The 24,074-nt window shown below is 68.3% G+C and carries 21 protein-coding genes; 14 read left to right on the forward strand and 7 right to left on the reverse strand.

From position 1 onward, the window contains the following. Positions 1–169 precede the first annotated feature (169 nt). The 3 genes from E3T37_RS10540 (at position 170) to E3T37_RS10550 (ending at position 2,601) form a co-directional block, all read left to right on the forward strand. On the forward strand, positions 170–1,072 hold the full coding sequence (locus E3T37_RS10540) for a sulfurtransferase (protein WP_134366734.1): 903 nt from the start codon (positions 170–172) through the stop codon (positions 1,070–1,072). A 342-nt stretch (positions 1,073–1,414) separates the two neighbouring features. Further along, positions 1,415–1,849, forward strand: coding sequence for a SufE family protein (locus tag E3T37_RS10545; protein WP_134366735.1), 435 nt, complete (start codon positions 1,415–1,417; stop codon positions 1,847–1,849). After that, positions 1,846–2,601, forward strand: coding sequence for a dihydrofolate reductase family protein (locus E3T37_RS10550; RefSeq protein WP_241978580.1), 756 nt, complete (start codon positions 1,846–1,848; stop codon positions 2,599–2,601). The genes E3T37_RS10545 and E3T37_RS10550 overlap by 4 nt, the downstream gene beginning before the upstream one ends. Here the strand turns inward: E3T37_RS10550 and E3T37_RS10555 are convergent. Further along, complete coding sequence (locus E3T37_RS10555) at positions 2,522–3,754, reverse strand: alpha/beta hydrolase (RefSeq protein ID WP_134366736.1); 1,233 nt, start codon at positions 3,752–3,754, stop codon at positions 2,522–2,524. The genes E3T37_RS10550 and E3T37_RS10555 overlap by 80 nt on opposite strands. A 63-nt stretch (positions 3,755–3,817) precedes the next feature. On the opposite strand from E3T37_RS10555, the gene E3T37_RS10560 reads away from it, so the two are divergent. The 4 genes from E3T37_RS10560 (at position 3,818) to E3T37_RS10575 (ending at position 9,038) form a co-directional block, all read left to right on the forward strand. Further along, on the forward strand, positions 3,818–4,408 hold the full coding sequence (locus E3T37_RS10560) for a DUF3000 domain-containing protein (protein WP_134366737.1): 591 nt from the start codon (positions 3,818–3,820) through the stop codon (positions 4,406–4,408). Further along, positions 4,401–5,597, forward strand: a complete 1,197-nt coding sequence (locus tag E3T37_RS10565) for an HRDC domain-containing protein (RefSeq protein WP_134366738.1) — start codon at positions 4,401–4,403, stop codon at positions 5,595–5,597. The genes E3T37_RS10560 and E3T37_RS10565 overlap by 8 nt, the downstream gene beginning before the upstream one ends. Positions 5,598–5,673: 76 nt before the next feature. Then, positions 5,674–6,879, forward strand: coding sequence for a thiolase family protein (locus E3T37_RS10570; protein WP_134366739.1), 1,206 nt, complete (start codon positions 5,674–5,676; stop codon positions 6,877–6,879). Beyond that, the gene (locus E3T37_RS10575; RefSeq protein ID WP_134366740.1) at positions 6,876–9,038 is read left to right on the forward strand and encodes a 3-hydroxyacyl-CoA dehydrogenase NAD-binding domain-containing protein; all 2,163 of its coding nucleotides are present in this window, start codon (positions 6,876–6,878) and stop codon (positions 9,036–9,038) included. The genes E3T37_RS10570 and E3T37_RS10575 overlap by 4 nt, the downstream gene beginning before the upstream one ends. A gap of 125 nt (positions 9,039–9,163) precedes the next feature. Here the strand turns inward: E3T37_RS10575 and dxs are convergent, their stop codons facing one another. From dxs to dut, 5 genes are all read right to left on the reverse strand, one after another. Further along, the gene (gene dxs, locus E3T37_RS10580; RefSeq protein WP_134366741.1) at positions 9,164–11,119 is read right to left on the reverse strand and encodes a 1-deoxy-D-xylulose-5-phosphate synthase; all 1,956 of its coding nucleotides are present in this window, start codon (positions 11,117–11,119) and stop codon (positions 9,164–9,166) included. A gap of 118 nt (positions 11,120–11,237) precedes the next feature. Next, complete coding sequence (gene acnA / locus E3T37_RS10585; RefSeq protein ID WP_370263863.1) at positions 11,238–14,063, reverse strand: aconitate hydratase AcnA; 2,826 nt, start codon at positions 14,061–14,063, stop codon at positions 11,238–11,240. A 222-nt stretch (positions 14,064–14,285) separates the two neighbouring features. Then, the gene (locus E3T37_RS10590; RefSeq protein WP_134366743.1) at positions 14,286–15,089 is read right to left on the reverse strand and encodes a DUF3159 domain-containing protein; all 804 of its coding nucleotides are present in this window, start codon (positions 15,087–15,089) and stop codon (positions 14,286–14,288) included. Positions 15,090–15,100: 11 nt separating this feature from the next. Continuing rightward, positions 15,101–15,730, reverse strand: coding sequence for a DUF3710 domain-containing protein (locus tag E3T37_RS10595; protein ID WP_370262478.1), 630 nt, complete (start codon positions 15,728–15,730; stop codon positions 15,101–15,103). Beyond that, positions 15,727–16,200: a dUTP diphosphatase gene (gene dut, locus E3T37_RS10600; protein ID WP_134366744.1), complete on the reverse strand. Its 474-nt coding sequence runs from the start codon at positions 16,198–16,200 to the stop codon at positions 15,727–15,729. Before dut ends, E3T37_RS10595 begins: the two co-directional genes overlap by 4 nt. A 38-nt stretch (positions 16,201–16,238) precedes the next feature. Here dut and E3T37_RS10605 point away from each other — a divergent pair, with 38 nt between their 5' ends. Then, positions 16,239–16,694, forward strand: a complete 456-nt coding sequence (locus tag E3T37_RS10605; protein ID WP_134366745.1) for a DUF3093 domain-containing protein — start codon at positions 16,239–16,241, stop codon at positions 16,692–16,694. Positions 16,695–16,700: 6 nt separating this feature from the next. Here E3T37_RS10605 and E3T37_RS10610 read toward each other — a convergent pair whose 3' ends face one another. After that, a complete protein-coding gene (locus tag E3T37_RS10610; protein ID WP_134363594.1) occupies positions 16,701–16,994 on the reverse strand; it encodes a DUF4193 domain-containing protein in 294 nt (97 codons plus the stop codon). 197 nt (positions 16,995–17,191) lie between these two features. On the opposite strand from E3T37_RS10610, the gene sepH reads away from it, so the two are divergent. From sepH to E3T37_RS10640, 6 genes are all read left to right on the forward strand, one after another. Next, positions 17,192–18,460, forward strand: coding sequence for a septation protein SepH (sepH, locus tag E3T37_RS10615; RefSeq protein ID WP_134366746.1), 1,269 nt, complete (start codon positions 17,192–17,194; stop codon positions 18,458–18,460). Between the two features lie 36 nt (positions 18,461–18,496). Continuing rightward, positions 18,497–19,639, forward strand: a complete 1,143-nt coding sequence (locus E3T37_RS10620; RefSeq protein ID WP_134366747.1) for a winged helix DNA-binding domain-containing protein — start codon at positions 18,497–18,499, stop codon at positions 19,637–19,639. A gap of 58 nt (positions 19,640–19,697) precedes the next feature. Next, positions 19,698–20,681: an aromatic acid exporter family protein gene (locus E3T37_RS10625; RefSeq protein ID WP_241981063.1), complete on the forward strand. Its 984-nt coding sequence runs from the start codon at positions 19,698–19,700 to the stop codon at positions 20,679–20,681. 131 nt (positions 20,682–20,812) lie between these two features. Further along, the gene (locus E3T37_RS10630; protein WP_134366749.1) at positions 20,813–23,266 is read left to right on the forward strand and encodes a hypothetical protein; all 2,454 of its coding nucleotides are present in this window, start codon (positions 20,813–20,815) and stop codon (positions 23,264–23,266) included. Continuing rightward, a complete protein-coding gene (locus E3T37_RS10635) occupies positions 23,235–23,444 on the forward strand; it encodes a hypothetical protein (protein WP_134366750.1) in 210 nt (69 codons plus the stop codon). The genes E3T37_RS10630 and E3T37_RS10635 overlap by 32 nt, the downstream gene beginning before the upstream one ends. A gap of 196 nt (positions 23,445–23,640) precedes the next feature. After that, a complete protein-coding gene (locus tag E3T37_RS10640) occupies positions 23,641–23,895 on the forward strand; it encodes a hypothetical protein (protein ID WP_134366751.1) in 255 nt (84 codons plus the stop codon). Positions 23,896–24,074 lie beyond the last annotated feature (179 nt).

Genomic DNA, 24,074 nt, shown 5'->3' on the forward strand with positions numbered 1-24,074 from the left:
TACCCGTTTTCTGGTCGGATTCGTCACGGTCGGAGCGTCGGCGTCGAAGTACTGCGGCGCGAATGCGATCACAACCCATACCGCGTAGATTCGAACGCGGGCCGCTGACCAGCCTAAACCGCGCTCAATCCATTCCGGTGTCTTCGGACGCTCGCCAGGAGGTTTCCCCATGCCCGTTGATCTCGATCCGGCACCGAAGTTCGCTGCCTACGCCCACCCCGAGCGGCTGGTGAGCACGGAGTGGCTGCAGACCCACCTCGGCAGTCCCGGCCTGGTCGTCGTGGAGTCCGACGAAGACGTGCTGCTCTACGAAACCGGACACATCCCGGGCGCCGTCAAGATCGACTGGCACACCGACCTCAACGACTCCGTTGAGCGTGATTTCGTGGGCAGCGAGGCCTTCGCCGCGATTCTCGGCGGCAAGGGAATCTCCCGCGATACGACCGTGGTCATCTACGGCGACAAGAGCAACTGGTGGGCGGCCTACGCCCTGTGGGTGTTCACCCTCTTCGGACACGAGGACGTGCGCCTCCTCGACGGCGGACGTGAGAAATGGATCGCGGAGGAACGCGGACTGACCCGCGACCGTCCGGTCATCACTCCCGCGGAGTACCCGTTGGTGGAGCGCAACGACGCGCCCATCCGCGCCTTCCGTGACGACGTCCTCGCGCACTTCGGCAACCCCCTGATCGACGTGCGCTCCCCCGAGGAGTACACCGGCGAACGCACCCACATGCCCGACTACGCCGAGGAAGGCGCCCTCCGCGGCGGCCACATCCCGTCGGCGGCATCCGTGCCCTGGGCCCGCGCCGCGGCCCCGGACGCCACATTCCGGGCTCGGAGCGAACTGGACGAGATCTACCGCAGCGAGGCCGGCCTCACCGACGGCGACCACATCATCGCGTACTGCCGGATCGGGGAGCGGTCCAGCCACACCTGGTTCGTCCTGACGCACCTGCTCGGATTCGAGGGCGTGCGCAACTACGACGGATCCTGGACCGAGTGGGGCAATGCCGTGCACGTGCCGATCGCCGTGGGCGCCGAGCCGGGCGCGGCCCCCGCCCCGCGCTAGGAGCTGAACCCGCCGGAGCCGACGGGCGATTGCGCGGTCCACGCACAGTCGGACCCGCCGCGCCCAGGTGGGGCCGCCGTTCCACAGCGGAGCGGACTATCCGGCGTAGAACCAATTCGACGGAGATCTTGTCCTAAAACAGTGATTTACGGAGCTTCCGGGCCGATACGGGCAAAATCTCCGTCGAATTCGTTCGGGGAAGCCGGCTCCCAGACTGTGACGGAAGCGACGGGTCCGCCCTGGGAGACCTACCTCGACGGCACGGAAGTCGCCGAACCCCGCACCCTCGTGTACCTCCCCGCCCGGCCCCGCTGAATCGGGCGCATGGCAGACTTGTCTTCGATGACTTCCACCGAACTGCCTGAGAAACTGGCCGAGATCCGCGACGACTTCCTCGCACTCGAGGAGCAGGACCGCCTGCTGCTGCTGCTCGAATTCGCCGATGCGCTGCCGGCGCTGCCCAAACGGTATGAGGAACACCCCGACCTGCTCGAACGCGTCGTGGAGTGCCAGTCCCCCGTGTTCATGTTCGTCGAGGTGGAGGATGACGCGGTGCACCTGTACGCCACGGCACCCCGGGAGTCCCCGACGACCCGAGGCTTCGCGTCGATCCTGGCCCAGGGGCTGTCGGGTCTGAGCCGGGCGGAAGTGCTCTTGGTTCCAGACGACTACCCGAGTTCGATCGGCCTGACGAAGGCCGTATCGCCCCTGCGGATCCGCGGCATGACCGCCATGCTCGCCCGCACCAAGCGGCGACTGCGTGAGGACCCTGCGTGACCCTGACCCGGGTCTTCCCGGAGCCCCGCGCGGCCGAGGACATCGCCCGCGCGGTCGACGGGCTCGACCCCGCGGGCCGCGACTGGCTGCTGGCACGCTACGCGCCTGAAACGGATGCCTACCTCCGAGTCAATATGATCGGCAGTTTGAACGGCAGCGTCGCCGGCGCGGACGGGACCTCGGAGTCCCTCTCGAGCAAGCAGGACCGCCGCATCCTCGGCGTGATCCGGGAATTGTCCGACGTCGTCCTGGTCGGCGCGGGCAGCGTGCGGGCGGAAGGCTACGTCGTGCCGGCCCGGGCTGCCCTCGCCGTCGTCACGTCCACCGGAAACCTCGGCGGGCACCGACTCCACGCCTCAGCCACCACGTCGGTCCGGCCGGTGTACATCCTCTGCCCCCGCTCCGCGGTCGGCCGGGTGGAGGCCGTCGACGGGACGAACCGCGCCACCATCGTTGTGGTCGACGACGTGGACGGGCTCCTTCGCCCGGCCGCCATCGTTGACGCCCTGCACTCCCGAGGCCTCACCCGGATCGTGTGCGAGGGAGGGCCCGTCCTGGCTGGGCGTCTGTTCGCCGCAGACCTCGTCGACGAACTCTGCCTGTCCACCAGCCCCCAGATCGTGCTCGGCAGCCGCGCGCTGCTCGAGTCGGATCAGGCCGTTACGAGCCGTTTCAGCCTTCGGCAGCTCCTGCTGGACGATCAGGGTGCGACGTACGCCCGGTGGGAGAGATCTCGCCCAACCAGTTCGTGATCGCCTGATTCCACCCCTCGCGGTCGTAATTCCACAATTTCGTGTGCCGGGCGACGGCGAAGGGCAAGAACGTCACGATGTCGGGGCGCCGCTCCGCCAGGGCCCGGGAACCGGTCGCCGGCACGTATCCGTCGTCATCGCTGTGCATCAGCAGCACCGGCAGGTCCAGCTCGGCTGCGCGGGTCACGAAGTCCAGCCGGGCGAAGTCGATCGGGCCGGCCTGGCCCGTGACCAGGCCGCCCCAACGCCGGCCGAGAACCTCCAGGGCCCCGCTGGCGACAACGGCGGGCAGCCCGAGGGTGCCGCCCTGAAACCGGGCGACGTCGGCCCAGTCGATGACGGGCGAATCGAGCACGATGCCCACCACCAGGTGGCGCAGCATCGATCGAGTCGCGGCCTGCAACACGATGGCGCCTCCCATCGACCAGCCCATCAGCACGATCTCGGTGGCGCCCCGGCCCGCGGCGAACGCGATCGCCGCCTCGATGTCGAGCCATTCCGTGTCGCCCAGGGAGTACCGGCCGTCCGCGCTGCCGGGCGCCTCCCCGTCATTGCGGTACGAGACCAGAAGAGAGGTGTAGCCGAGGGATCGGAACACCGGCACCGCGCGAAGCGTCTCCTGGCGCTGAACGCCACGACCGTGCACCTGGATCACCCAGCGACCGTCCGGCTCGGGCGGAACCACCAGCCAGGCCGGCGCCTCACCCGCGCCGGTGGGAACGCTCACGTCTTCGAACTCGACGCCGAGGTCCCACGGGCCGAGGAAGGAGTACCCGGCCAGCCGGCCTCGCACGGCCGCCGCGAGATCACCGTAGTCGACGCGCAGGATGCGCCGGGTCACCCGATCGGACGTCTGCCGCAGGATCTCCCCCACGTGGGCGTGGCCGCTGCTGGCCGAGAACCAGAAGCTGTAGTCCCCGCGAAGAACGGAGTCCGGAGTCGACTGCAACGCGATGGTCCCGGCCGCGAGGTCGACGGCGTACACGCGCACATCCTCGTCGCTCTTCGTCGACGGCGTGACGATCCGGCGGGCCATCACGGCCATCAGGGCGCTGATTCCAACGCCGGCTGCGACGCCGACGCCCGCGACGATCAACCCGGCGGTCGCGATGACCTTCACCGCACTTTCGGCCCGCCCGTGTGCTGCTCGCATAGCTCTTGCCCCTGCCCGGCGTGCCTCGCAGACACCGCCCGGAAAAAACTCTAGTCTGCACACGTGCCCGAAACACAGGAAACGCTCCCCCCGGAGTTTGCCGCTGCCCTGACGTCGATTCGTCGCGCACGCATCCGGGCGGAACTCGTGGTGAACGAGATCACGGCCACGGGAAGCCTGGCCCCACACGCGGTGGCATTCTCGGCCGACGTCACGCCGGCCCGCCACGGCGGCAACTCGGACCTGGGCACCGGTCGCTTCATCCTGCTGTACGACCCGGAGGAACCCGAGGCCTGGGGCGGACCCTTCCGTGTGGTCTGTTTTGCGCAGGCTCCCCTGGAGACGGACATCGGCCTGGACCCGTTCCTGGCCGAGGTCGCCTGGGCGTGGCTAGTCGATGCACTGGCCGCCCACGGAGCTCGGTATTCCGCGGCATCAGGCACGGCGACTAAGATTATTTCGTCAGGCTTCGGCGAACTTGCCAGGCAGGGCGATGGTGCGCAGATCGAACTGCGCGCCTCGTGGACGCCGCTGGACCACAATCTCGCCGCCCACGTCGAAGGATGGGGCGAGCTGCTCTGCATGCTCGCAGGCCTTCCCCCCACTGGCGAAGGAGTCAGCATGTTGTCCACACGCCGAACCGGTCGTGGCTGATCACACAGTGATCGACACGCGGGATGCCTACTTGACGGCGACCGCAGCCATTCGCGGCGGCACCGGACCGATCGGCATCGATGCCGAGCGCGCCTCCGGGTTCACGTACTCCCAGCGTGCCTACCTGATCCAGATCTTCCGCAGGGGTGCCGGCACCTTCCTGTTCGACCCGCCCGCGATCGGCGACTTCCGCGAACTCAACGAGGCCCTCGGCGGCGAGGAATGGATTTTCCACGCCGCGAGCCAGGACCTCGCCTGCCTGCGCGAGGTCGGCCTCGACCCGAAGCGCATCTTCGACACCGAGCTGGCCGCGCGCCTATTGGGCATTCCGAGGGTCGGTCTCGGCACAGTCGTTGAAGAGCTGCTCGGCATCCACCTGGCCAAGGAACATTCCGCCGCCAACTGGTCGACCCGGCCGCTGCCGGAAGCCTGGTTGGTGTACGGCGCGCTCGACGTCGAGTTGCTCCCCGATCTGCGTGACCGCATGACCGAGATGCTCGAAACGGACCTGAAAACCGACATCGCCGCCCAGGAATTCGCCGCCGTGCTCGCCCGCGAGGTCAAAGCCGTCAGCCCCGAACCCTGGCGGCGGCTCTCCGGCGTGCACTCGATCCGCGGCCAGCGAGGCCTTGCTGTGGCCCGCGAGCTCTGGCTCGCCCGCGACCGTCTGGCCCAGGAGCTCGACATCTCCCCCGGCCGGCTCGTACCGGACGCATCCCTGACCGCCGCCGCACGCGCGATGCCCGCGTCCAAACAGGCCCTCGCCGACCTCCGGGAGTTCAGCGGTCGTGCCAGCCGAAGCGAACTCGATCGCTGGTGGGGCGCCATCCTCGAGGGGGTGGCCTCGACCGACCTGCCCTCCCTGCGCGGCAACGCGGACCTGCTCCCGCCGCCGCGCGCCTGGGCCGATCGCAATCCGGAGGCCGACCTGCGCTACAAGGCCGCCCGCACTGCCCTGACCGAGGTCTCGGAACAGCTGGCGATCCCCCTCGAAAACCTGATCACGCCCGACTACGTGCGCCGGGTGGCCTGGACGCCGCCCGAGACCATCGACCCCGAATCCATCGGTGAGGCGCTCGGGAGGCTGGGCGCCCGCGCCTGGCAGATTGACGTGACTGCACAACGGATCGCCGATGCCTTTGTCGAAGTCCACCAAACGATCGAGGTCCCCCCGGAAACGGATTCGTAGAAACCGTCCAAGGATTCGACCCCCCTTCTGCTCCCCCTTAGGATCGACCGACACCTGATCGATTGATGGAGGCAAAGTGGCCGATAGAGCAGAAGTCGTGTTTGTGGACGGGGTTCGCACCCCGTTCGGACGCGCCGGCGAAAAGGGCATGTACTGGAACACCCGGGCGGATGATCTCGTGGTCAAGGCCATGATCGGGCTGCTTGAACGCAACCCGTCGGTCCCCGGGGAACGGATCGACGAGGTGGCGATCGCCGCCACCACCCAGACCGGCGACCAGGGACTCACCCTCGGCCGCACGGCGGCACTTCTCTCCGGACTGCCGAAGTCGGTACCCGGGTTCGCCATCGACCGGATGTGCGCGGGCGCCATGACCGCCGTCACCACCCTTGGCGCGGGAATCGGCTTCGGCGCCTACGACCTGGCCATCGCCGGCGGCGTCGAGCACATGGGTCGCCACCCGATGGGTTCCGGAGCAGACCCGAATCCGCGCTTCCTGCTCGAGCGGCTCGTCAGCGAAGACGCCCTCAACATGGGCGCCACGGCCGAGCGGCTCCATGACCGGTTCCCGTCGTACACCAAGGAGCGGTCCGACCGGTTCGCCCTGCGCAGCCAGCAGAAGGTCGCCGCAGCCTACGCCGCCGACAAGATCCAGCCCGACCTGGTGTCGGTGGCGATCCGGAGCGACGCCGGGTGGGGTCTCGCGACCCAGGACGAGGCTCCCCGCCCCGAGACTACGCTGGAGGGCCTCGCGTCCCTCAAGACCCCGTTCCGCCCCCACGGACGGGTCACGGCCGGCAACGCATCCGGGCTCAACGACGGCGCCAGCGCCTGCCTGCTCGCCAGCGGCAAGGCCGCCAAGGACCTCGGCCTGACCGTCAAGATGAAAATGGTCAGCTTCGCCTTCGCCGGCGTCGAACCGGAAGTCATGGGCCTCGGCCCCGTCCCCTCCACCGAGAAGGCGCTGCGCAAGGCAGGCCTGAGCATCACCGACATCGGCCTGTTCGAGCTCAACGAGGCCTTCGCCGTTCAGGTCATCTCGTTCCTCGACCACTTCGGCATCGACGACGAGGACCCGCGGGTGAACGAGTACGGCGGCGCGATCGCCATCGGACACCCGCTCGCCTCCTCCGGCGTGCGCCTGATGAACCAGCTCGCACGCCAGTTCAGCGAGCACCCGGAGGTCCGCTACGGTCTGACGGCCATGTGCATCGGCCTCGGCCAGGGCGGCACCGTGATTTGGGAGAACCCGAACTTCAACCGGAAGGCAAGCAAGCGATGAGCAACTATTCAGAACTCGATTTCACCCCGCTGGTCGAGCTGTCGGCCGATGAGGTCGTCACCCACTCCTACGTGCGGGATGTCCCACTGTCCGGGGGCAGGACCCTGGCGCTCGTCACGCTCGACAACGGCAGGGACCACACCCGTCCGAACACCCTCGGCCCGGTCACCCTGCTCGAGTTCGGCATGACGATGGACCTGCTCCGGGAGCGTGCCGCCCTCGGCGACATCCACGGTGTGGCCGTCACCGGCAAGCCGTTCTACCTCGCCGCCGGCGCCGACCTGAGCAAGGTCAGCGAGATCCCGTCGCTCGCGACGGGCAAGCTGCTGGCCCAGCTGGGCCATTACGCGCTGGGCAAGCAGGCCGAACTGGGCGTTCCCTCCTTCGTGTTCATCAACGGGATGGCCCTGGGAGGCGGGCTCGAAATCGCCCTGAACGCCGACTTCCGCACCGTCGACGCCACCGCTCCGGCGATCGGGCTGCCCGAGGTCTCACTCGGGCTGATCCCGGGTTGGGGCGGCTCGTACCTGCTGCCCAACCTGATCGGCATCGAGAACGCGCTCAAGGTGATCATCGAAAATCCGCTCAAGCACCGCGTGCTCAAGGCCGCGGATGCCCTCGAGCTCGGCATCGCCGACGTGCAGTTCGACTCGGCCATGTTCCTCGAACAGTCCATCAAATGGGCCGACGGGGTCATCTCCGGCACCATCAAGGTCGCCCGGCCCAACCTGCCCGGCAAGGTCGAGCGGCTCGTGAAATGGGACGTCGCCGTCGGCATCGCGCGCAAGATGCTCGAGAGCCGCATCGGCACCGTCGCACGGTCGCCCTACATCGCCCTCGATCTCGTCAAGGCCGCCAAGAGCGGCACCCGCCAGGAGGGATTCGAACGCGAGGACGATTCCCTCGCCGAGCTCATCGCCGGCGACCAGCTGCAGGCCAGCATCTACGCCTTCAACCTGGTGCAGAAGCGGGCCAAGCGGCCGGCCGGAGCTCCGGACAAGGCCCTCGCCCGCCCGATCAAGAAGGTGGGCGTCATCGGCGCCGGGCTGATGGCCAGCCAGTTCGCCTTGCTCTTCGTGCGTCGGCTGCGGGTGCCTGTAGTCATCACCGACCTCGACCAGGCCAGGGTCGACAAGGGTGTGGCCTACATCCACGGCGAGATCCTCGCCCTCGAGACCAAGAAGCGCATCTCCTCCGACGAGGCGAACCGGCTCCGCGCCCTGGTCACCGGCACCACGGACAAGGCTCAGTTCGCCGACGCCGACTGGGTGATCGAGGCCGTGTTCGAGGAGCTCGGCGTGAAGCAGGACGTCTTCGCGGAGATCGAGAAGCACATCTCCCCCGACGCGATCCTGGCCACCAACACCTCGTCGCTCTCGGTCGAACAGATCGGTGCGAAGCTGGCCCACCCGGAACGCCTGGTCGGCTTCCACTTCTTCAACCCGGTGGCCGTCATGCCGCTGATCGAGGTAGTGAACACACCCGAGACCAACGACGTCACCCTGTCGACGGCGATGGTCGTCGCGGCCAAGCTCCGCAAGAACGCGGTCATCACCCGGGACACCCCCGGGTTCGTGGTCAACCGGCTGCTGGCTAAGCTGCTCGGCGAGGCCATGCACGCCGTCGACACCGGCACCTCGTTCGAGGTCGTCGACGGGTCCCTGGCCAAGTTCGGGATGCCGATGACCCCGTTCGAGCTGCTCGAACTCGTTGGCCTCAAGGTCGGCGCCCACGTGCTGGACACCCACCACGCCGCCTTCCCCGACCGGTTCTTCGAGAGCGAGAACCTGCACCGGCTGGCCGAGCACGGCACCGTCATCGAGCGGGACGCCAAGGGCAAGGCCAAGGGCTTCGACAAGGGCGCGATCAAGATCGTCGCGGGCGGAACCGCCCCTATGACCGGCGAGCAGATCCTGCGCCGGGTCGAGGACGGCCTCGCGGACGAGATCAAGCGGATGCTGGACGACGGCGTCGTGCACGCGGCCGAGGACATCGACCTGTGCATGATCCTCGGCGCCAACTGGCCGTTCCAGATGGGCGGGGTGACCCCGTATCTCGACCGTGTCGGTGCGAGCGAGCGGGTCTTCGGCGGCACCTTCCACACGCCGCTGATTCGCGGCGTCGGGGCAGCCCCGGTGCAGTCCGCCGTCCGCGAGTAACCCGGCAGTCGCGGTTCACCGAGCCGTGAGCTTTACCGCTTTTCAGGCCGGAAAACCCCGCCGAACTCACGGTTCGGCGGGGTTTTTCGCGCTCCGGGGTCAGTCAGGACCGGGGTCAGCCGGGGTCAGTCCTGGCCGGCCCGGTTCGCGGGGATGCTGCCGCTGTCGGTACGATCTGACGGCAGAGCCCGGGCATGCGGGATCTTGCTGCCCAGGACCATTGCGACGACGTCGCGGGCGATGTGCTGGGGGGTGAGTCCCACCCGTTCGAGAATCTCGGCGCGCGTGCCGTGGTCGAGGAACTCGTCCGGCAGGCCGAGCTCGGTCACGGCCGTGTCCACGCCCGCCTCGCGCAGGTCCTGACGGATGCGCGTGCCGATGCCGCCGACCCGGATGCCGTCCTCGATGCTGACCACGATCCGGTGCTCCGCGGCCAGGGAGATGATGCTCCGGGGCACCGGCACGACCCAGCGCGGGTCGACAACCGTGGCGCCGATGCCCTGGGCCGCCAGCCGCTCCGCCACATCCAGGCCCATGGCCGCCATCGGGCCCACGGTGACGATCAGGACATCTTTCTGGGCCGTTTCAAGCAGCACGTCGACCCCGTCGTCCAGCCGCCGCACGGCGTCGAGGGGGGCGCTGACGCTCCCCTTCGGGAACCGCAGCACGGTGGGCGCATCGTCGACCGCGACGGCCTCCTCGAGCTCCTCGCACAGGCGAACCGAGTCGCGGGGCGCGGCGAGACGGATGCCCGGCACCACCTGCAGGATGGCCAGGTCCCAGATTCCGTGGTGGCTGGGACCGTCCGGTCCGGTGACCCCGGCCCGGTCGAGAACGAATGTCACGCCCGCCTGGTGCAGGGCGACATCCATCAGGACCTGGTCGAACGCCCGGTTGACGAACGTGGCATACAGGGCGACGACCGGGTGCAGGCCGCCGAACGCGAGCCCGGCGGCACTGGCCACGGCGTGCTGCTCCGCGATGCCCACGTCGTGCACCCGGGCGGGGAAACGCTCCGCCATCTTGTGCAGGCCCGTGGGGCGCAGCATCGCCGCGGTGATGCCGACGATCTTCGGCTGCAGGGTGGCCAGCCGCAGCAGCTCGTCGGCGAAGACGGACGTCCAGGACGGCGCGCTGGAGAATTCGGTGGATTCCCCCGTCTCCGGGTCGATCTGCCCGACCGCGTGGAACTGGTCCGCGACGTCCTGGACGGCCGGGTCGTAGCCCTTGCCCTTCTGGGTGATGGCGTGCACGATCACGGGCGCGCCGTAGCCCTTCGCTTGCCGCAGGGCCTCGATCATGGCCTGCAGGTCGTGGCCGTCGACCGGTCCGATGTACTTGATGTCGAGGTTCGAGTAGAGGGCCTCGTTGTTGGAGAACCGGGCCAGGAAGCCGTGCATGCCGCCGCGAACGCCGCGGAAGAACGCCCGCGCCGGCGCCCCCATCCGCTCGAAGGCCTGGCGGCTGGTCAGGTAGGCGCTGTGGTACGCCTGCCGGGTGCGCACCGTGTTGAGGAACCGCGCCATTCCGCCGATGGTGGGCGCGTACGAGCGCCCGTTGTCGTTGACGATGATGATCAGCCGGCGCGTGTTGTCGTCGCTGATGTTGTTGAGCGCCTCCCAGGTCATGCCGCCGGTGAGGGAACCGTCGCCGACGACGGCGATGACGTTGCGGTCGCTCTGCCCCGTCATCTCGAACGCGCGGGAGATGCCGTCGGCCCAGGAGAGGGAGCTGGACGCGTGCGAGCTCTCCACGATGTCGTGCACGGATTCCCGGCGCTGGGGGTAGCCGGCCAGGCCGCCGGACTGGCGCAGCCCGCTGAAGTCCTGGCGGCCGGTGAGCAGCTTGTGCACATAGGACTGGTGCCCGGTGTCGAAGACGATCGCGTCCCTGGGCGAGTCGAAGACCCGGTGCATGGCTATGGTCAGCTCGACGACGCCGAGGTTGGGCCCCAGATGGCCGCCGGTCTTCGAGATCTCGCGCACGAGGAATTCCCGCACCTCGGCCGCGAGCTGGACCAGTTCATCCTTCGAAAGACCGTCAAGGTCCCTGGGTCCGGAGATCGTGTCCAGCAGTGCCATCGTTAACACCTTTCGCGTTGCGCCATCCGCCGCCAAAAAAAGAAACCGGCGCATAGATTCGGTCAGACCGAGTCTACGCGCCGGTTTCGAGAGCCAGCCGAAAGCCGACTCAGGGAGGCTACGCGACCAGCGAACGCAGCACGTACTGCAGGATGCCGCCGTTGCGGTAGTAGTCGGCCTCACCCGGGGTGTCGATGCGGACGACCGCGTCGAACTCGACCGTCGCTTTGCCGGCCGGCGACTGCTCGCTCGGCACGGCCGTGACGTGGACCGTCTTCGGGGTGGTGCCGTTGTTCAGCTCGTCGAGCCCGGTGATCGTGACGACCTCCGTGCCGTCCAGGCCGAGCGTCGCCCAGCTCTGCCCCGCGGGGAACTGCAGCGGAACGACGCCCATCCCGATCAGGTTGGAGCGGTGGATGCGCTCGAAGCTCTCCGTGATGACGGCCTTCACCCCGAGGAGGCTCGTGCCCTTGGCAGCCCAGTCACGAGACGAACCCGAGCCGTACTCCTTGCCGCCGAAGATGACCAGCGGCGTGCCCTGGGCCTGGTAGTTCTGGGCGGCGTCGTAGATGAACGCCTGCGGAGCCCCGTCGACGGTGAAGTCGCGGGTGTAGCCGCCCTCGACGCCGTCAAGCAGCTGGTTGCGCAGACGGATGTTCGCGAAGGTTCCGCGAATCATGATCTCGTGGTTGCCGCGGCGCGAGCCGTAGGAGTTGAAGTCCCCACGTTCGACGCCGTGCTCGAGCAGGTAGGCGCCGGCCGGGCTGTCCGCCTTGATCGAACCGGCGGGGCTGATGTGGTCGGTCGTGACCGAGTCACCCAGTTTGGCCAGAACGCGGGCGCCGACGATGTCGACCACCGGGGTGGTCTCCATGGTCATGCCCTCGAAGTACGGGGGCTTCCGCACATACGTGGACTCGGGGTCCCACTCGAAGACCTCGCTGTTCGGCGTCGGCAGGGAGCGCCAGCGCTCGTCGCCCTCGAAGACGCCGCCGTACTGCTTCGTGAACATGGCGGTGTCGATCGAGCTGTCGATCGTGGCCTGCACCTCGGCGGAGTCAGGCCAGATGTCCTTGAGGAACACCTCGTTGCCGTCTGAACCGGTGCCGAGGGAATCCGTCTCGAAGTCGAAGTTCATCGAACCCGCGAGGGCGTAGGCGATGACCAGCGGCGGGCTCGCCAGGTAGTTCATCTTGACGTCGGGGCTGATCCGGCCCTCGAAGTTGCGGTTGCCCGAGAGCACCGCGGTGACGGCGAGATCGTTCTCGTTGATCGCGGCCGTGACCTCGTCAATCAGCGGACCGGTGTTGCCGATGCAGACCGTGCAGCCGTAGCCGACGGTGTAGAAGCCGAGGGCCTCCAGGTCGCCGGTGAGGCCGGCCTTCTCGTAGTAGTCGGTGACGACCTTCGACCCCGGAGCCAGAGTGGTCTTGACCCACGGCTTGCTGGTCAGGCCCTTCTTGACCGCGTTGCGGGCGAGCAGGCCCGCGGCGAGCATGACGCTCGGGTTGGACGTGTTCGTGCACGACGTGATGGCCGCGACGGCGACCGCTCCGTGGTCGAGCGTGTAGCTCGCGCCGGCCTCCGTGGTGATGGCGACGGGGCGCGACACGCTGACCGGGGCGTGGCTCACGTGGCTGTGCGAGACCACGTGGTCGAGGTTCTCGTCCTCGGCGGTGAAACCGATCGGGTCCGAGGCCGGGAACGACGCTTCGACGGCAGCGTCCACCACGGTCAGATCCTGGGTCGCGTAGCTCTGGAGGTCCAGTTCGAACTGCGACTTCGCCTCACTGAGGATGACGCGGTCCTGCGGGCGCTTCGGGCCGGCGATCGACGGGACGACGGTGCCGAGGTCGAGCTCGAGGTACTCGCTGAAGGCGGGCTCCTTGTCGGCGTCGTGCCAGAGGCCCTGCAGCTTCGAGTAGGCCTCGACCAGCGCGACCTGCTCTTCGCTGCGACCGGTGAGGCGCAGGTAGTCCAGGGTGACGTCGTCGATCGGGAACATGGCGGCCGTCGAGCCGAACTCGGGGCTCATGTTTCCGATGGTGGCGCGGTTGGCCAGGGGCACCTGGGCGACGCCCGCACCGTAGAACTCGACGAACTTGCCGACGACGCCGTGCTTGCGCAGGATCTGGGTGATGGTGAGCACGACGTCCGTCGCGGTCACGCCGGTCGGGATGGAGCCGTTGAGCTTGAAACCGACCACCTTGGGGATGAGCATGGAGATCGACTGGCCGAGCATGGCGGCCTCGGCCTCGATGCCGCCCACGCCCCAGGCGAGCACGCCCAGGCCGTTGACCATGGTCGTGTGCGAGTCGGTGCCGACGCAGGTGTCGGGGTAGGCCTGCAGCACCTCGGTGCCTGCGGCATCCGTGACCGTGCGGGTCATGGTGACCCGGGCCAGGTACTCTAGGTTGACCTGGTGCACGATGCCGGTTCCCGGGGGCACGACCTTGAAGTCGTTGAACGCGGTCTGACCCCAGCGCAGGAACTGGTAGCGCTCGCCGTTGCGCTCGTACTCGATCTCGACGTTGCGCTCGAGGGCGTCCGCGGTGCCGAACAGGTCCGCGATGACGGAGTGGTCGATGACGAGCTCGGCCGGAGCGAGCGGGTTGATCTTCTTCGGGTCGCCGCCGAGTTCGGCGACGGCCTCACGCATGGTGGCGAGGTCGACGATGCAGGGAACACCGGTGAAGTCCTGCATCACCACGCGTCCGGGCGTGAACTGGATCTCGGTGTCGGGCTCCGCCGTGGGGACCCACTCGCCCAGGGCGCGGATGTGCGCCTCGGTGATGTTGGCGCCGTCCTCGGTGCGGAGAAGATTCTCCAGAAGCACCTTCAGGCTGAACGGCAACTTCTCGTAGCCCTTGACCGCGTCGAGACGAAAGACCTCATAGTCCGTCGAACCGACACGCAGGGTGTCCTTGGCTCCAAAACTGTTCACTACCGCGTTATTCAGTGCAGACACGATGCCCTCTCCTTCGTGGAAACCGACGGAAAACCGCCCGCAATCCCCAATCCTGACGACCGGACGCCTGCCGCTGCCAGTAAGGGTTACCTAACCGGCAGTCCGCGCCCGGGCGATGCTCATCACCAAACTATCTTGACGTAGAGATAACTCTAGCGTCGTATCCGTCACGTGCGTGCCGTTTACCCCCGCGTGGCGTCACTTTTTCGCGTCGTCGTCCGCCGCGCGGTAGACCGATCGCACCATCAGCCACGAGATCACCAGAAGGGGCGCATACAGAGGGATGCCCATCAGGAGCTTCGCCGCGCCGAGCCACTCCACATTCCCGGAGAAGTACAGGGGAAGCTGCACAGCCAGGCGCACGGCGAAGAGTCCGGCCCAGCACAGGGTGAGGATCGTCAGGACACGGCGTTTGGACGCGTGGGCCCGCCACGACACCCCGTCCCCCATCAGGAACCCGACCGCCAGTCCCACCAGGGGCCAGCCGACCAGCGCCGAGATCAGCAGGGCCGCCCCGTAGGCGCCGTTGGTCCAGAAACCCGGAAGGTAGAAGTCCTCCGCTTTGCCGGTGAAGAGTGCCAGTACGGCGCTGACGATCAGGCCGACCAGTCCGCCGACGGCGGGCGTCACCGTCTGCCGCACGAGTCGCCGGGCAACGATGAAGGCCGCCCCGATCGCGACCGGGGCGATCAGTGCGGGGATGAGCTGACGGATGAAGGTGTAGGTGATCAGGAAGACGAGCCCGGGAATAACCGCTTCCACCAGCCCACGGATGCCGCCCATCGCCGCGAGCAGGGCGCGACCGCTGATCGGCTCGCCCTCGGCGGCCGGAGTGAAACCGGCCCGCCGCGCGGCCGCGGCCATGCCCTCGGCGAAGACAGCGGATGCCTCGGAACCGCCGGACGTGCCGTCGTTCCGCGCGGCGGGGGCGTCGGGTGCGGGGGTGTCCGGCGCAGGGGCCTCGGGTGCAGGGGCGTCGGGTTGTTCCGGTGCGTCCGTCATACGAGCGTCCCTCAGGCGTTGCCCGGCTCGGGCGCGCCAGCCGGGGTGGCCGGCATCCGCAGCGGAATGAGGTCACGGGGCGGCATCGGCGCCGACCCGCGCACGACGACGATGCTGCGGAACAGGTCTTCGATCTGGCTCGCGGCTTCGGCATTGACGGCGCCTTCCCCGGCGATCACGCCGCGGAGGAACCAGCGTGGGCCGTCGACGCCGATGAACCGGGCCAGCCGGCTCGTCTCGCCGGTGCCCAGTCCGGCGGCAACCGGGATCTCGGCCACGAGTTCGGGGCCGAACGGTCCCTCGCGCAGCGTCGTGGTGCCGCCCTGCTTGCCGATCTGGTCGGCGATCTGGTCGCGGATCTCGTTCCACAGGCCGCTGGAGCGCGGGGCGGCGAACGGCTGCACCTGCAGGGTGGACCCGGCGTAGTCGAGCCCGATGGCCACCACGCGCTTGCTGCCCTCTTCGATTTCGAGCCGGAGGTGGAGTCCCTCCCGGGGCAGGATCTTGACGCCACCGAGGTCGACGTAGGGCCGGACCGGGTTGGCCTCCACCTCGTCGAGCGGGCCCTCGGTCGCGCGGTCCTCCGGAGCTGACTTGGCCGTGGCTCCGGGGAATTCGTCCGAGTTCGCTATGTCGCTCACTGGTTGTCTCCTGACGTATCGGTTCCAGTGATGTGCTGGGTGAGGCCGGTCGAGCCGAATCCGCCTTCGCCGCGCTGACTGCCCGGAAGGCGGTCGACCGGGATGAAAGTGGCCCGGGATACCGGCACGACGATGAGCTGGGCGATGCGGTCGCCGACCGCGATCGTGTGCGGCTCGGCCAGATCGGTGTTCAGCAGCGCGACCTTGATCTCGCCGCGATAGCCGGCATCCACCGTGCCCGGCGCGTTGACGATGGTGATGCCGTGCTTGACGGCGAGTCCGCTGCGGGGAACGACGAAGGCCGCGTAGCCGTCGGGAAGGGCGATCGAGACGCCCGTGCCGACCAGGGCACGCTGACCGGGAGCCAGGACCAGGGCCTGGGAGGAATGAAGATCCGCTCCCGCATCACCCGGATGCGCGTAACTCGGGAGGACGGACGCGGTAATCAGGACTTCGACGCTTTCTGCCACGTGTCGAGGCTAGTGCAGAAGTCTGATCGAATAGAGCCATGCCTGAATATCGCGAAAAACTGTGGGCCCCTCCCGCGCCGTACCTTGCCACCGCACTGATCATCCCCGCGAGCATCCTCGTCTTCGCGCCGATATCCATGCTCGCCGGAATCCTCATCGCCATCGGTTTGTATGCCGCCTGCGTGGCCGGGTTGCTTCTCTCGGCGCCGGTGGTCGAAGTGCGCCAGGGCGAACTGTCCGCCGGCCGCGCGCGCATCTCGACCGATCTCCTCGGCGAGGCGCAGGCCTTCGACGGAGACGACGCCGTCCTGGAGCGCGGGCGCAACCTCAATGCGCGCGCCTGGCTGCTCATCCGCGGCTGGATCCGCCCCGTCGTGCGCATCCCCATCGTGGATGCCACCGATCCGGCGCCGTACTGGCTCGTGTCGACCCGCCACCCACAGAAATTGGCCGCCGCGATCAATGGATCACGACGGCCAGCGTCCAGCATCTAAGCGCGTTTAGGAGTCGCACTCCAGGCAAACCGGGCCGAGCTTGGTCTCGTGCGACATCTGCGAACGGTGCTTCACGAGGAAGCACTCGACGCAGGTGAACTCGTCGGCCTGCGGGGGCAGGACAACGACATCGAGGTCGAGGTCGGACAGATCGGCGCCGGGAAGGTCGAACCCACCGGGGTTGTCCGAGTCGTCGACATCTACGACACCGGACATCTTGTCGGGTACGCGCTCCTTGAGGGCCTCAATCGACTCAGAGTCGTCTTCGGTCTTCCGTGGTGCGTCGTAATCGGTTGCCATACCCATCCATTTCAGTTACGCCGAGAAACGATTTCGGCGGCCATAGTTTCCAACAATCCGGGCGGAATAGCAAACTACGCGCCGAGTCTTTTCTTCGGCACAGTTGTCAACTTGCGGCACGCCCGGCGTATTCCCCGAATATTCGGGTTTTACATGGCAGTCTTGGCTGCACTAGTGATCGCGAGAGGGCTTTCAACATGCAGGAATTGAAAGTTATTGGAGTCGAGAACGGTGCGCTGCTCGCAGCGTCAGAGGAGGGCGACCGTTTTCGGATCCCCATCGATGAAGTTCTCCAGTCCAGGCTTCGCCAAACCCAGACGGAATCCACGGCCGGCACGAAGCTGAGCCCGCGGGAAGTGCAGGCCCACATCAGGGCCGGCATGTCCGCGGAGGACGTGGCCACCGTGACGGGCGCCTCCATCGACTTCGTGCGCCGTTTCGAGGGCCCGGTCGTCGCCGAACGCGAGTACATCGTGTCCTGCGCGCTCGGAGTGCCCGTGCACACGGCCATCGACCCGGACCCGATCGAGGGCGGGGCGAATTTCGGCACCGTCATCCGGGAGCGCCTCGCGTCGCTCGGCGCCACGAATGAGCGCTGGGCCAGCTGGAAAGAGCCCGGCGCCGGCTGGATCGTGAAACTCGCGTTCACCGCCGACGACATCGACCACGACGCCCGCTGGGGCTTCGAACCGAAGAAGAACTCCCTCTCCCCCGTCGGCAACGAGGCCATCGCGCTCTCCCAGCAGGGCGAACTCAAGGGTGCCTTGATTCCCCGCCTGCGCGCGGTCGGCGCCGAGACGAGCCTGGCCGATGTGTCACGGTTCGACAGCGGCGCCTTCACCTTCAAGGAATCACTGGCCGACGAACTGCTCAACGACACCGCACCGCTCCTGGACCCGATTCCGTACTCCCGATCGGCCGGCACGACGGATGCCGTCTCCCGGGCGGCCATCAAGCGCGCCGACGAACCACCCCAGAGCATGAGCGAGACCGCGGACCTGTTGGAGTCCCTGCGCCGCCGCCGCGGCGAACGCGAAGCCGCGGCTTTCGAAAGCACCAACACCGAGAGCACGCTCAGCAACGGCGTGGGACAGGCCTCCGCCGCGGGGATCCATCTCGTGGACCAGACCGTCGACCGAACCGTCACCCCCGCCGCGGACTCGCCCGCTGCCGGCAACCGGTCCGCGTCTGCGCGCAACCTCTGGTCGACCCAGGCGGCCGCCGGCCAGGCGGCCACGAACCAGACCTCCCCCGGGGCGGCCTCGTCCGGATCGGCGCCGGCCGGAGTGACCCCCGCCGGATTGACCCCTGCCGGATTGACACCTGCCGGATTGAGCCCCGCCCGTTCGACCCCTGCCACACCGCCGGCCCGCTCCACCGGGGCCGCCGGAAAACGTGGACGCGCCTCCATGCCCAGCTGGGACGAGATCGTCTTCGGCGCCCGCACGGACGACGACCTGCCCTAACCGGCAGTCGCGGGGCATCCGTCGCATACTGGGCTCATGGCGACGCGAGCCTCCCGCACCGATGTCATCCGGATGCGTTTGGGATGCCACGGGCTCTCCGGGCCCGCACTCTCGAACCCCGGGGCGGTCGCTGGACGGATGCTGGCCGTGCAGGCCCAGGACTATCGGGCCGGCCTGTGGGCGATCGGTGTTCGGGTGCCCGGATCGACGGTCTCCGACGTCGCGCGGGCGATCGACACGGCGGTGCTCGTGCGCTCCTGGCCCCTGCGCGGCACCCTTCATTTCGTCCCCGCTCCTGACCTGCACTGGATGCTGGGCCTCAGCGCGCCCCGGGTGCTCGCCGGAATGCGCACGCGGCGAGCACAGCTCGGCCTCGACGACTCCGCGATCGAAGGCGCACGCACCGTTGCCCTCGACTCGCTCTCCGGCGGTCGCGAGTTGACGCGAGCGGGCTTCCTCGCGGCACTCGAAGCGCAGGGGATCTCCACCGGAGGCCAGCGCGGCTACCACCTGGTGGCGAACCTCGCCCTCACCGGGACTCTCTGCTGGGGCAGGCACACCGGTACGGCGCAAACACTCGTGCTCCTGGACGAGTGGGTGCCCTCACCCCGTCGGCTCGAGCACGACGAAGCCCTGGGAGAACTCACGACCCGCTACTTCCGTGGGCATGGCCCGGCCACGGCGAAGGATCTGGCCTGGTGGTCCCAGCTGACCCTGGCCGACATCCGGATCGGACTCGGGGTGGCGAGGAAGGACCTGATCGAAATCGATCTGGGCGGCGTGACCCATTTTCTGGCGGCCTCGGCCGAGGCCGGCCTTCCCGGTTCCGCGCCGCAGCGGCGCTCGACCGTGTTCGCCCTGCCCGGCTTCGACGAGTATCTGCTCGGGTACCGCGGTCGCAGTGTCGTTGTCCCCGACGACCGTTTTCCGCTCCTGGTTCCCGGTCGCAATGGCATCTTCCTGCCGCTGATCCTCTCCGACGGCCGGGTGGTCGGAACCTGGCGCACCGAGACCACGCCGCGAGGAGTCTGGGTCGAGGCTGCACCCTTCGAGACCATGACGCCGCGGCAATGGGCCGGCTTCGAGCGGGCGATCGATGACTATGCTCGGTTCTCCGGGCGGCCGGTGACCATCCGGCCCGGTCGCGGCGCCCCGGACCCGGTGGTTCCGCTAACCTGAGCACGTGAGGATTACTGCCCGGTTGCGATCCGAAAGCCGGATTCCCCTTCTCCAGGCCGTGAAGACATCCGTCGCCGTTGCGCTCGGCTGGATCCTGTCGCAGGCTCTCCTGCAGACCGAGTTGCCGATCTTCGCCGCGATCGCGGCCCTGCTGGTGGTGCAACCGAACATCAACCAGACCCTCGGCCGCGCGGTCGAACGCAGTCTCGGCGTCATCGGCGGAGTGCTCATCGCCTACGCCGTCGGCATCGCCTTTGGGGAGTCCAGCTGGATCGTGCTGGCAGCGATTATCTTCTGCATCATGCTCGCCTGGGCGCTGCGCCTGGCTCCGAGCTCGGCAAGCCAGATCCCGATCAGTGCCATGCTGGTGCTCTCGCTCGGGGCTTCCACGCCCGAGTACGCGCGGGACCGGATCATCGAGACCATCATCGGGGCCGCGGCCGCACTGGTCGTCAACGCCCTGATCGTGCCGCCCGTGCTCCTGAGCCCGGCACACGATGCCGTCGTGCGGCTGGGCCGCGAAGTCGCCGACACGCTCGACCGGATCGTGGACGCCCTTCGTTTTCCGCAGCAGGCCGGCCAGATCGAAGAGATGATGATCAAGGCCCGCCTGCTCCGCCCCATGCTGGAGAAGGCGGAGAAGGCGATCAAGCAGGCCGAGGAGAGCCTCACCCTCAATCCGCGGCACGGGGTGCACCGGCGGCTGCTGGACGTCGACGAGGAGTTCTACAACCGCTTGACGGCGCTGGTCACGCGCACCATCGGGATGACGCGCGCGCTCCGTGACCACTACGACCATTCGCTGCACCTGGAACCGACCGTGCTGGCGATCACCGTCGAACTCAGCCGGGCCGCCCACGACCTCCGGCTACTGGCCGAGCACGTCGACCACCCGGGTCAGACGCCGGTGAACCCGGTCGTGGAGCCGCCGGCCCTGACGGAGCCCCTGGTCATCTTCACGCCGCATCCGCAGCACTGGATCCTGATCGGGTCACTGATGGAGGACCTGCGCCGCGTGCGCGAGGAGATCAAGGGCGAGTAGCGGGCGCAACACCAGCCGCTGCCCCGGCCCGATCACCTATCGAATCCGCCTCACTGTCGCTAGGGTGACATCGCTACGGCGACACGGTCGGACCGTCGATCCGGTCGGCTGGCGCGAAGGGGGTCCCGGGCATGGTCGCGGAGCAGCAGCGCCGGGGCAGAGACCGCGCCTTCAGCCTGATCCTCGCGAGCAAACTGAGGCCTCCCGCGGTCGCCGCCGGCTCGCTCCAGCGACCGCGGCTCCTCGAACAGCTGAACGGCGGCACCCCACTGACCGCAACGATCCTCGCCGCCCCGGCCGGCTACGGCAAAACCGTCCTGGCCTGCCAGTGGCTGGAGCAGACCCGGATGCCCTCCGCCTGGCTGTCCCTCGAGCCCGGCGACGGTGAACTCCCCCTCTTCCTGGGCTATCTCACCGCGGCCGTGCGGGCCGTCTTCCCCCGCGCATTGCCCCAAACCGAGAGCCGGGCGCCGCAGAGACTGACGGAGCGGGAGCTGACGACGCTCCTGCTCAATGAGCTGGAGGTGCTCCCGGCCCGCCTGGCGCTGGTCCTGGACGACTACCACCTGGTCGCGTCAGCGCCGGTGAACCGCCTCTTCGAGTCGATTCTGCGGCATCCGCCCCGCGGCCTTCATCCGGTCTTCCTGACCCGCTTCGATCCCCTCCTGTCCCTCGACGAGCTGCGACCGCACGGGGAACTGTCCGAAATCAGGGAGCGCGATCTGCGATTCACCCGGGAGGAGATCGAAGAGATGGTGACTCGCGAGCTGGGCGCGCCCGTGGACGCGGAACTCGCCGCGGCGGTCGAGGAGAAGACGGAGGGCTGGCCGGTCGGCCTGCGGCTCGGTCTCGCCGCCCGGCGGAACCGGGGTGACCCGGCCGCCCTGGCCTCGAGCGCGACCGGTCACTTCGATGACGAGCACATCCACCGCTTCCTGGCCTCAGAGGTGCTCGCCGCCCAGCCCGCCCAGCTACGCCGGCCCCTCCTCATGATCTCGGTCGTCGACCGTTTCTGCGCCCCTCTGTGCGACGCGCTGCTCGCGGATGGGGACCCGGACGCCGTGCACCCCACGGGACGGGAGGTGCTCGACTGGCTGTCACGGCACAATCTGTTCATCTCCCGCCTGGGCGGCGCAGGCGAGTGGTACCGCTATCACCATTTCTTCCGGGGCCTCCTCCGCGCGCAACTCGAGCAGAGCCGGGCAACGGATGTGGCCGCGCTGCGCAGGCGGGCCGGGGCCTGGCTGGCGGGCAACGGGTTTCCCGACGAGGCGCTGGACCAGCTGCTCGCCGCCGATGACCTGCGCGGCGCGGCCGAGATCGTCGTGTCCCGCGGACAGCGCCTCCTCGACGAGGGCGACTGGCCCCGGCTCGGACGGCTGCTCACCCGGTTCCCCCGCGAGCAGGCCGACCGGGACCCTCGCATCCTCAGCCTGGAAACCTGGGCGCTGATGGGAGCGGGCGGCCAGGGCCGGGTCCTGGCTAGCGCGGTCGACCGAATCGACCAACTGCTCGCGTCCGGGCCCGCTGCCACGTTCCCCGGGCAGGAGGACTCGGACCTCGGCGGAAGTCAGGACGTGCTCCGGGGCTGCCTGGCTCTCGCTGCCGGTGACGCCCGCGACGCGCTTCGGCTGGCCGAACGGGGCCTGGCCTCGCTGCCGCGGACCCGGGAACGACAAACCGCCTTCGGCCGCGCGCTCCGCATCGTGTCTCTGCAGGCCACGGGAGATTACCCCGCCGCACTCACCGCGGCCGAAGACAGCAGCCTCGATCCCGTCCTCGGCGCCAATCGGTCAAGACCGTGGGAGTTGGGTCGTGCGCACGCCGCCTGGCTCGAGGTCGATCTCCGCACCGTGCGCGCGGGGGCCGAGAACCTCCTCACCCACGGGGAGGAGGACGGGCTGCCCGACCTGGCGGCCGCCGGGCGGTACCTGCTCGGGATCGAGCGTTACGCCCGGAACGATCTGGCCGGGGCGGAGGAGATTTTGGGTCCCCTCGTGGACGACCGTGCCGGCAGCGCGTCCATCCACTTCGTGCACGGCCTGGTCGCGCTCTGTTTCACCCGGCAGGCGCTCGGGCGATCGGCTGAGGCCTGGGTCCTGGCTGAGCGGCTCGCCGGTCTGGCCGCCGAACGGGGTGAGCCGTTCCTGCTCGGCTTCGCTCAGACCGCTCAGGCGGAATTGGATCTGCACCACGGCCGTGAGCCATCTTGCGTTCGTGGGGACGTACCGGGACGTGTCGTCCGCCGAAGGCGACTTCCAGGCCGTCAGAGACTTCTACGGCGCGGGGCCGGTCGACAGGGGACCCGTCGGCGTGGGCGACCGAATCCGCTCGTTCGATGCCGCCGTGATCGCCAAGAAGGGCGACGGCACCGCGAAGCTGTACATCAGGTCCGACACCGTTCCCGCTCGGGGCAGGTCGGTCGGCACGGGATGGGGTCTGGCCACCGGACTGGCCGTTGTCCTGCTGCCCGCGATCGGCATCGGCGCCGCCGGCTGGACTGCCTATTCCGGAGCCGGACTGTCCGCCATCGCCGGCCGGGTCGCGCGGGGAATGACTCGCGCCGATCTGCAGGACCTGGGTGAGCTCCTGGATTCCGGCTTCGCCGCCCTGATCGTCGTCGCCGCAGCCGGACTACGCGGGGCCATCGAACGGGCCATCGGGCACGCCGCCACCATCGCCGTCAGACCGGTGGCGGCCGACGAGGAACGCCCGGTCCGGGCCCTGGACGAGGTCAGGGCCGCGATCACGGCCACCGGCTGATCCCGCCGTGGCTACTCCCTCGAAGAACCCTTTGGGAGGTTCACAATCCGCCGCCCCCGGCCGAAGGTGAGAGCGCAATTCTCGACGCCGAACACTTCCGTTGGGCATGAACAAGGAGGGTACTCATGAGCAGATCAGACGCATATAAGAAGAGGCAACTGGGTGGGCAATCGGAGCGGCCGCCTTCGCGGCCTTCATGATGCTCATGCTGGGCAGCTGGTGGATCATCGGCGGAATCGTCGCCCTGGTGGACGACACTTTCTACGTGGCCACGGCGAACTACATCCTCCAGTTCGACACGACGTCCTGGGGCTGGATTCACCTGATCCTGGGCATCCTGACACTGCTCGCCGGGTTCGCCATCTTCACCGGAGCCGTCTGGGCTCGCACGATCGGCGTGATCCTGGCCTTAATCGGAACGCTGGAGGCATTCGCCTGGCTGCCGCATTAGCCGTACTGGGCGATTCTGCTGATCGTCGCGAGCGTCTCCGCAATCTGGGCCCTGACCGTTCACGGTCGTGACATCGCCGTCTAGATGAGTGAGTCCTAATGGTCGTAGGCGATGAGGGATCGTTTGTTGGGTGTTCCGAGGAGCCAGTTGTGCCAGATTCCGGCGGCGAGGGCGAGTAG

Origin of the sequence: Cryobacterium sp. TMT2-10, from assembly GCF_004403075.1 — a bacterium.
Classification (GTDB): domain Bacteria; phylum Actinomycetota; class Actinomycetes; order Actinomycetales; family Microbacteriaceae; genus Cryobacterium; species Cryobacterium shii.